The sequence below is a fragment of the Candidatus Hydrogenedentota bacterium genome, from assembly GCA_012523015.1.
In the GTDB taxonomy this organism is placed as follows: domain Bacteria; phylum Hydrogenedentota; class Hydrogenedentia; order Hydrogenedentales; family CAITNO01; genus JAAYBJ01.
In genome coordinates this window covers 1-7,743 of sequence record JAAYJI010000305.1, presented here as the reverse complement: position 1 = coordinate 7,743, position 7,743 = coordinate 1, and the positions used below count along the sequence as shown (strand labels likewise).

Annotated in this window: 5 protein-coding genes; 4 read left to right on the top strand and 1 reads right to left on the bottom strand. The window is 53.9% G+C overall.

The genetic code is table 11. The annotated features are described in order from the left end of the window. From GX117_13360 to GX117_13345, 4 genes are all read left to right on the top strand, one after another. The coding region (locus tag GX117_13360; GenBank protein NLO34317.1) for a hypothetical protein at positions 1-925 on the top strand (925 nt) is incomplete at its 5' end. A 2-nt stretch (positions 926-927) separates the two neighbouring features. Beyond that, positions 928-4,269: an ATP-binding protein gene (locus GX117_13355; GenBank protein NLO34316.1), complete on the top strand. Its 3,342-nt coding sequence runs from the start codon at positions 928-930 to the stop codon at positions 4,267-4,269. 10 nt (positions 4,270-4,279) lie between these two features. Continuing rightward, a complete protein-coding gene (locus tag GX117_13350; GenBank protein NLO34315.1) occupies positions 4,280-4,432 on the top strand; it encodes a hypothetical protein in 153 nt (50 codons plus the stop codon). A gap of 519 nt (positions 4,433-4,951) precedes the next feature. Further along, positions 4,952-6,460 carry an ATP-dependent DNA helicase RecG gene (locus GX117_13345; protein NLO34314.1) on the top strand — a complete coding sequence of 503 codons (1,509 nt, stop codon included), beginning with the start codon at positions 4,952-4,954 and terminating at the stop codon, positions 6,458-6,460. 464 nt (positions 6,461-6,924) lie between these two features. Here the strand turns inward: GX117_13345 and GX117_13340 are convergent, their stop codons facing one another. Continuing rightward, the gene (locus GX117_13340; GenBank protein ID NLO34313.1) at positions 6,925-7,470 is read right to left on the bottom strand and encodes a hypothetical protein; all 546 of its coding nucleotides are present in this window, start codon (positions 7,468-7,470) and stop codon (positions 6,925-6,927) included. Between the last annotated feature and the right edge of the window lie 273 nt (positions 7,471-7,743).

Genomic DNA, 7,743 nt, shown 5'->3' with positions numbered 1-7,743 from the left:
TTACGAAGTCTTGATGGAGAGCGGGAAGCGCCCTATCACTGTCCGCCCCGGCTGGGACAACAAAGTAATCGAAGAAATGCGCGCTCATATCACCAATCGCCTGCACGACTATTGGGACGCGGGGATTCGCGGTCCGGACTTCGTGTGGGCGGCAACGGGACCGGCGCTGGAGGCGTATAGCAAGTACCCAATCGTCAAGAAGGCGAATGCGCCGGGCGAGGTCTTGGGGGTGGGCGAATTCCTTTCGCTCGTGCGCCGCATGGTGGTGGACTTCGTCATCGGACAAGTCTTGACGGGACAGACCGAAAGATCAGAGAGGATCGCCGCCGATCGGATGGACGCAATAACCGCCTATTACCTGCTCCATCGCCACGATTTCGGACTGGAGGAAGCGCCCGCCGGGGAGTGCATTCTCTATGCCACGGCGTGCGGACTTTCTAACAATGATCTGCAGTCTGCTTGGGATCTGATCGCCCACAAGGGAAGCAGTGCATCTGATGATAATGGAGACAATGAAGCCGATCCGGACGCCGAGGCGGAGCCCGAGGATAGCAGCTATTCGGACGGCAGCAAGATCAAATTGAAGACCTGGGCGCAGCGCAACCGCAGATCCATGGGCTTCGAGGCGCCGAGCGGACGCCCGATCCCCCTGATCGACCGCATCCACCGCCTGATGCACCTCTGGCGGGCGGGCGACGTCATCAAGGTGGATGAATATCTAGACGACAACGGCTTGCGCCGCCAAGAGTTATTTAAACGGCTGGTGCAGTCTGTGATTGAACTTTCGACTGCGGGCAGTGAGGAACGCTCGCTTCTGGAGAGCTTGAGCAATCACGTTCAGGCAAAAGGAGCGACCGTAACGGACGCGCAAACCAAGATGGCATTCGGCGATGACACTATCGCCGATAGCGACAAGGAGCAATAATCATGGCAAAGAATCCCTGGAAAAGCTGGCATGAAGTCGTGGCGTTGCGCGACGACCTGAAATCGGGCGAACTGCCCATGCACATGTTCGCCGCCGATCTTTACGAAGTCTTGATGGAGAGCGGGAAGCGCCCTATCTACGAAGATCCCGAGAAGTTCTTCGCACTGACCTTCCCAACCTACAACCTGCGGCAACTCGTGCGGGATGTGGCGTTGCGCGTCGCGGGGAAAAACGACAAAGCAGTGCGCCAACTCGAACTGACCTACGGCGGCGGCAAGACACACACACTCATCACCATGCGCCATCTGATGGCCAACCCGGAGCATCTGCCCGATCTGCCTGCCGTGGCGGAGTTCCGCGAGGCCATCGGCGAGGAGCCGCCCAAGGCGCGGGTCGCCGGGCTGTGCTTCGACAAACTGGACGTCGAAAAAGGGATGGAAGTACGCGACCCGAAGGGGACGACGCGCACACTCAAGCAGCCGTGGAGTATTTTGGCATGGCAGATCGCCGGCGATGAGGGCCTGAAACTGCTCCATGCAGAGAACAAGTCGGAAGAGCGCGACTCGGCACCGGCAGAAAATCTGATGACCGCGTTGCTGGAAATACCGGGCAAAGAGGGACTGGGCGTTCTGATCCTCATTGACGAAGTGCTGATGTACGTGCGGGAGAAGGTGGCTGCTGACTCTCGGTGGAAGGATCGAATGATCAACTTTTTCCAGTACCTGACCCAGGCGGCAACGAAGGTGGACCGCTGCTGTATCGTGGCGTCGTTGCTGGCAAGCGACCTGAGCAAAAGCGATTCCTTCGGACGAGAACTTCAGGGCAGGCTTTACGATATCTTCCAGCGCCAACGAGAGGAAGCCGTCGAGCCCGTCGTGAAAGAAGACGTGGCGGAAGTGCTGCGCCGACGCTTCTTCACCCCCGAATCGATCAAGGACCGCGACGCCTTCCGTCCCCATGTACAAGCGGCGCTCAAGGGTATCGTCGACCTAGACAAACAAACGCGCAAGCAGGGAGCCGACGCGGAAGAACGGTTCCTGCGCAGCTACCCCTTTCACCCCGACCTGACCGAAGTATTTTACGCCAAGTGGACGCAGCTGGATCGGTTCCAGCGGACGCGCGGCGTGCTGCGCACCTTCGCGTTGGCACTGCGCGAGGCGGAAAAATGGGATACGAGCGCCCTGGTCGGGCCCTGTGTCTTTCTTCCGAAAACCGGGATGGAAGGGCTTTCCGAGGCTATGCGGGAGCTGGTCACCGTCGCCGATACCGAAGAATATGAAGGCAGACGGCAATTGTGGACAGGGATCATCGAGGGCGAACTTGAGCGTGCGCGCGAGATTCAAAGCGATTCCGTAGGCTTGCACTTCCGGGAAGTGGAGCAGGCGATTATCGCCACTTTCCTCCACTCGCAGCCCATTGGCCAGAGCACGCAGACCCGCGACCTGATCGCGTTGATTGCCCCCAATCGGCCGGATAAAATCGAGTTGGAAAAGGGGCTGCTCCGGTGGGCGCGGGTCAGTTTCTGGCTCGATGATCAGTTCACAGCGACGGACGAAAACCAATTGCCGAGCACATGGCGGCTGGGGAATCGACCGAATCTTACGCAGATGCACACCGTCGCCGCAAGCCGTATCTCCGATGATGTGGTACACGCGCGGCTGCTGGATGAGATCGGAAAGACAAAGACGCTTTGGGCGGGGGCGAACGCCTTCGGCGTTCGGGTTCACACACTGCCCGCAAAGCCGCGCGATATCGAAGATGATGGCCGGTTTCACTACGGCATCCTCGGACCCGCCGGGGCGAGCGAATCGGGAAAACCAAGCAGCGAGGCAAAACGCTATCTCGATGAAACGACAGGATCGGAGAAACCGCGCGTCTATCGAAATGCCCTTATCCTGCTGACGCCGTCGAGGGACGGTCTGGAGGTCGCGGCGGCGAGTGTCCGCGATTATTTGGCGTGGGAAACGGTTCTCGCCGATCTCAAGGATCAACAGCAAGGCGGCAATGTCGATGTGACGCGCATGGAAACGCTGAACATGAATATGAACAAGGGAAAAGGGCGAATTCCAGAGGCGATCAGGCAGGCGTACTGCATCATCGTGACGGTCTCGGAGAAGAAAGAAGCCCAAGCCTTCAAAATCAACGTTACCGATGAGCCCCACTTCACCATCATCAAGAACGACCCGCGCGCTCGGATCCAGGACTCCTCCATCACGGCGGAAACCTTGCTGCCCGACGGCCCCTACAACTTTTGGCACCCGGGAGAGACAAGCCGTCGGGTCAAAGACCTATCCGGCGCCTTTGCGCAGGAGCCGCATCTGCCTAAGATGCTAAAATCACAGGCTATCGTGGATACGCTGGTGGAAGGATGCCAAAGCGGAGCCTTCGTGTTGCGGTTGACCCGGCCCGACGGATCGGCAAGGACATGGTGGTACACGGCGCCCGATGAAATGGCGCTCAATGATCCTGCCTTGGAGTTGGTTCTCTCCGAGGCGGCGGCATTGCAGGAAATCGCGCCTGCGCTGTTGGAACCGAAACGGCTTCCCGACCTCTGGGAGCGCGAATCCATCTCGGTGCAGACTGTGATCGACAACTTCAGCGGCGCCAAGAAAGTTCAGGCGCAACGGGACGGGTATATGGAAGAACAATATATCCCGAAGGCTTCCGATGAAGTGGTGAAAGCGGCGGTCACCCTGGCGGTAGAATCAGGCATGCTTTGGCTGACCAACGGCCCGGCGTCGATCCTTAACGAACCGATCCCGGCAGGCGTTCTCACAGAGCAGGCCATGATTCAAAAAGCGCCGAGTGCCTTCTCTGCAGCGGAGATAATGCCTGAGATTCTGTCTCAAGACTGGAGCAATGAAGAATCTACCGCCTTGTCCATCGCCGCGGCCCTTTCACAACACTTCGGCCAGACGCTGCCTTGGAAGACCGTGAGCGATGTTATTACGGCCGCTTTGAATGCGCGCTTCATCGAGCTCGATCCTACCTCGGAAAGCTGGCCATGCCCCTATCCCTCGGCGCAAAACGTCAAATTGCGGGCTGGTTCGGGGGCGGAGGCAGGAAGCGGCGTCCGCGAAGGAACACCGGGAATCGGATTTGGAGGTCTCGGGGCCCCTTCAGACGCCATCGTCGCCCATGCGGAACTGGAGCCCTCAAGAATCCAGGATCTTGGTGATGTGATGCCCCAAATACTGGAAATCAAAAGCAAGACAAGTATCCCGGTGGTGATCAAGGTTCAGATCGAGATCGGCGATAAGGACACCCCGCCCGACGACGAGACCGTCAATGCGCTGAACAAATTGCTCGAAACCATCGATGAGAAATTCCGTTTCGAGAGATAGGAAAACTACTATGAAGATACACAACTTGCCAAGACCCTTGGGAAAGCAACGTGAAGTCCTCTACCTTCCCGTGACAGGGCACGCCGCCATCCTTGGAACAGCAGGCAGCGGCTTCGACTCCCAACGACGATATGCTGAAAAAACGTCGGTGCTTCAAAAGTAAGGTAAGCGGAGCCAGAAAATAATCCCTTGCACGCAGCGGTTACCCCTGGTCTAAGACCTCACAGGCAGATGCCGATGAGGTCTTTTTCTATTTGTCCTGTGCCTCTCCCTCGGCAATCGCTTTGTAGTTGAAAAATTCCTTGAAGGAGAAGGAAAATATCTCAAGAGAGAGCGCAGGACCACACATTTATGTCGCTGTCTCTATGTATTCCTTTTCGGGATACATCGCGGAATAAGCCTCTCTTTCAAGAATAACTTTAATATTGATATACTGTGATTATGGGTGTACTGATGTGCTGAGAAAGCACCATCCAAGATAAGAAAAAACGGCGCTCGGCTCAATGCCCGGAAGCGCTGTGGAAGAGATTGTACACAATCGGGAAGGACCGCCGCCCCATGATGGACACAGTGGTTAATCATATGCCTTCTAATGCCCTGCAAGGGCAAGGTGTCGACGTGGATCGCTTACTATCGAAACTGCAGCCATGGGAGGAACTGCCCCATGATTGAAAAGAATTCGATGAGCGCTGATGAGCTTCGAAAACTTATTGATAAAGGGGAAGACAGTACACTTCAATTCAAAGCTGATATCACCAATGGAACGTCTTTGGCCGCGGAGATGTCTGCCTTTGCCAACAGCGAGGGCGGCATCATCCTCGTTGGTGTGGCAAACGATGGCACGGTTCCCGGTCTTTCCCGTACTGATGTAGGCCGCATCAATCAACTCATCAGTAATACAGCCAGCCAGTCCGTGCGCAGCCCACTGGCAGTAAACACCGAGAATGTATTGATGAAAAATGGACGCGTTGTTATTGTGCTAACCGTCCCCAAAGGAATCGATAAGCCTTATTTTGATAAAAATGGGGTGATCTGGCTGAAGGTCGGATCAGATAAACGGCGCGTGAACTCAAAGGAGGAACTTCGTCGCCTATTCCAAGTAAGTGATCAGTTCCACGCGGATGAGCTGCCGACTAAGGCGGGCGTTGATAAATTGGACAAACTGCGTTTTCGCGACTTCCTGCGCGACCTCTATAAGCAAGAATACCCCGACTCACGCGCCAAGCTGACTCGGTTGTTGCAAAACATGAACTTGGCAACTGCCAACGGAAAATTGAACCTTGCCGGAGTGTTGCTCTTTGCCGAACAACCCGAGTTTATCGTGCCCCAATTTGTGGTCAAAGCCATTCGCTATCCCCGAAACGAAATCCATGCCACTGATTATGTGGATACGGAGGATTTTTCCGGCCCTTTAGCTAAAATATTTGAGGATACCTTAGCCTTCATTATGCGCAATCTCTATAAGGTACAGGCTGGACGAGGTATAAACACTTTAGGATTACCCGAGGTGCCGGAAAGAGTGTTCGAGGAACTTTTAGTGAATGCCCTTGCCCATCGCGATTATCTGATTAACGCGCCCATCCGTTTATTCGTTTTCGATAATCGCATCGAGATCATCAGCCCCGGTCATTTGCCCAACAATTTGACCGTTGCAAAAATACGGATCGGCATCTCGAATATTCGTAATCCTATCTTGGTTTCGTACATTGCCAAGGGGCTGCTCCCCTATCACGGACTCGGCTCAGGCATTAAACGGGCGTTGGATTCGTGGCCGAACATAGATTTCACTGACGACCACGACCGCGACCTTTTCATCGCAACCGTTCACCGCAAACCCCTTGCAGAATTACGGATAATCGACGGCGACGCGTCTACAAAAGCGTCGGTAAAGAATCGGGATAACGTCGGTAAAGAATCGATAAAACGTCGGGATAAGACTGATAACGCGTCGGTAAAGCGTCGGGTAAGTGTCGATAAAGCGTCGGTAAAGGAGCGTAATAAGGTCGGTAAAACGTCGGTAAAGATTTTGGAGGCGTGCCGGGAGAATAGGGCAATCACCATCCCAGAATTAGCGCTCTTGATCGGCATCACCGAACGCTCTATTGAACGGAATATCCAATCCCTGCGCGAGAGAGGACTGCTCCGCCGCGTCGGCGGCCGTAAAGAAGGGCATTGGGAGGTTGTTGACTGATACGATGCAGGCTCTCTTTGCGCCCGGGATTCACACACCCGTGTTCATTGTGCCCCTCCCCTACGCCCGAGCGCATCACCCTAAGGCTTTCCAACCGGCAATCCGTTCCTGCATTTCCTCTACCGAAATGCGAAGCAATTTTGCGCCGCGGCCAGTACTGATCTTGTCGCTTTCTATCGCTTCGCGGACAAGGTGACTAAATCGACTTTCTCGGAAATCATAGGACCGCAGGCCAAAAGGTTCTGCATTGTCAATGCCCTTAAGTTCTTCTTTGTAAGCAAGTTTCCGGTTAAACCGCTTCTCATATGCAACATTAAATTTGGGCCAAATAGAGGTATCAACGATTTTCGACTTATGAGTCAGCTAAGAATAGTTTTGTAACTTACGTGAAATATACCTTTCACCTTGCCGTACTCTGAAACAGTTAATGGGTGGGAAATACGGCAAGGTGATAGTTCGACAATTTATGCTTTTTCGGCCAGTTTACGGAGATGGCTTTCCATTTTTTGGAAAAGCGAAATAAGTTCTCCTAAACCGTAGATCAATCCACCGAGAACCAGTCCGAGACCGCAGACTTTGAGCCACACCACAAAGTGGGAACTATCAGAGGTCATCCTCATTCCAATGGAAATCCATTCAAAAAACCACATCTCTAATACGGCGGCCAAGAACGTCAACACGCCCATGATCCGAAAACCTATAACGAGGAACTTCAAAGCGGAAGTTTCACTCCTCCCTATTAGAACATTCATGCTTCCTGTCATTGCCGCTTTGCCGAATTCCTTGGATCTGTTGCCAGCCGCCGCGCCTACTACACTTGCCACCCCTCCTAAACTTTGGTAAATAGCTACTGCACTGCCGTCTTGGACGTCAAAGTCGACCTGCATTCCGCGCGAAGGAGGCGTATCCCCTTTCCATTCAGACCCTGCAAATGGGTACCTCGAGCCGTCAGCCCCAGAAATCAAACCTGAGTTTTCTTGAGTCGAGTAATCCAACACTTGACCTTTCATCTGCATCTCCTTTTCTTTTTCCAAGCCACTTCTTATCCAGCGTCAACCTAGGTTTTTGACGCCACACATTTATCTAACCTACATGGTTATTTGTTAACAGATTATTATTATAGATAAATTCATCACGTAGTACAATGATATAACAATGATTCAAGGATATTTTGATAAAGCTTTGGGCGCTGCGACTGTCACATAGCTGCATGAACTGTCCGCTGCTGCCTAGGTGACAAATTCGCCGTATTCTCGCGAAGTCCACGCACTCCACTCATGGAC

Bases quoted from the DNA above. Each gene is read 5' to 3' on its own strand.
- GX117_13355 (NLO34316.1), top strand. From the start codon at position 928: ATGGCAAAGAATCCCTGGAAAAGCTGGCATGAAGTCGTGGCGTTGCGC.
- GX117_13340 (NLO34313.1), bottom strand. From the start codon at position 7,470: ATGAAAGGTCAAGTGTTGGATTACTCGACTCAAGAAAACTCAGGTTTG.
- GX117_13350 (NLO34315.1), top strand. From the start codon at position 4,280: ATGAAGATACACAACTTGCCAAGACCCTTGGGAAAGCAACGTGAAGTC.
- GX117_13345 (NLO34314.1), top strand. From the start codon at position 4,952: ATGAGCGCTGATGAGCTTCGAAAACTTATTGATAAAGGGGAAGACAGT.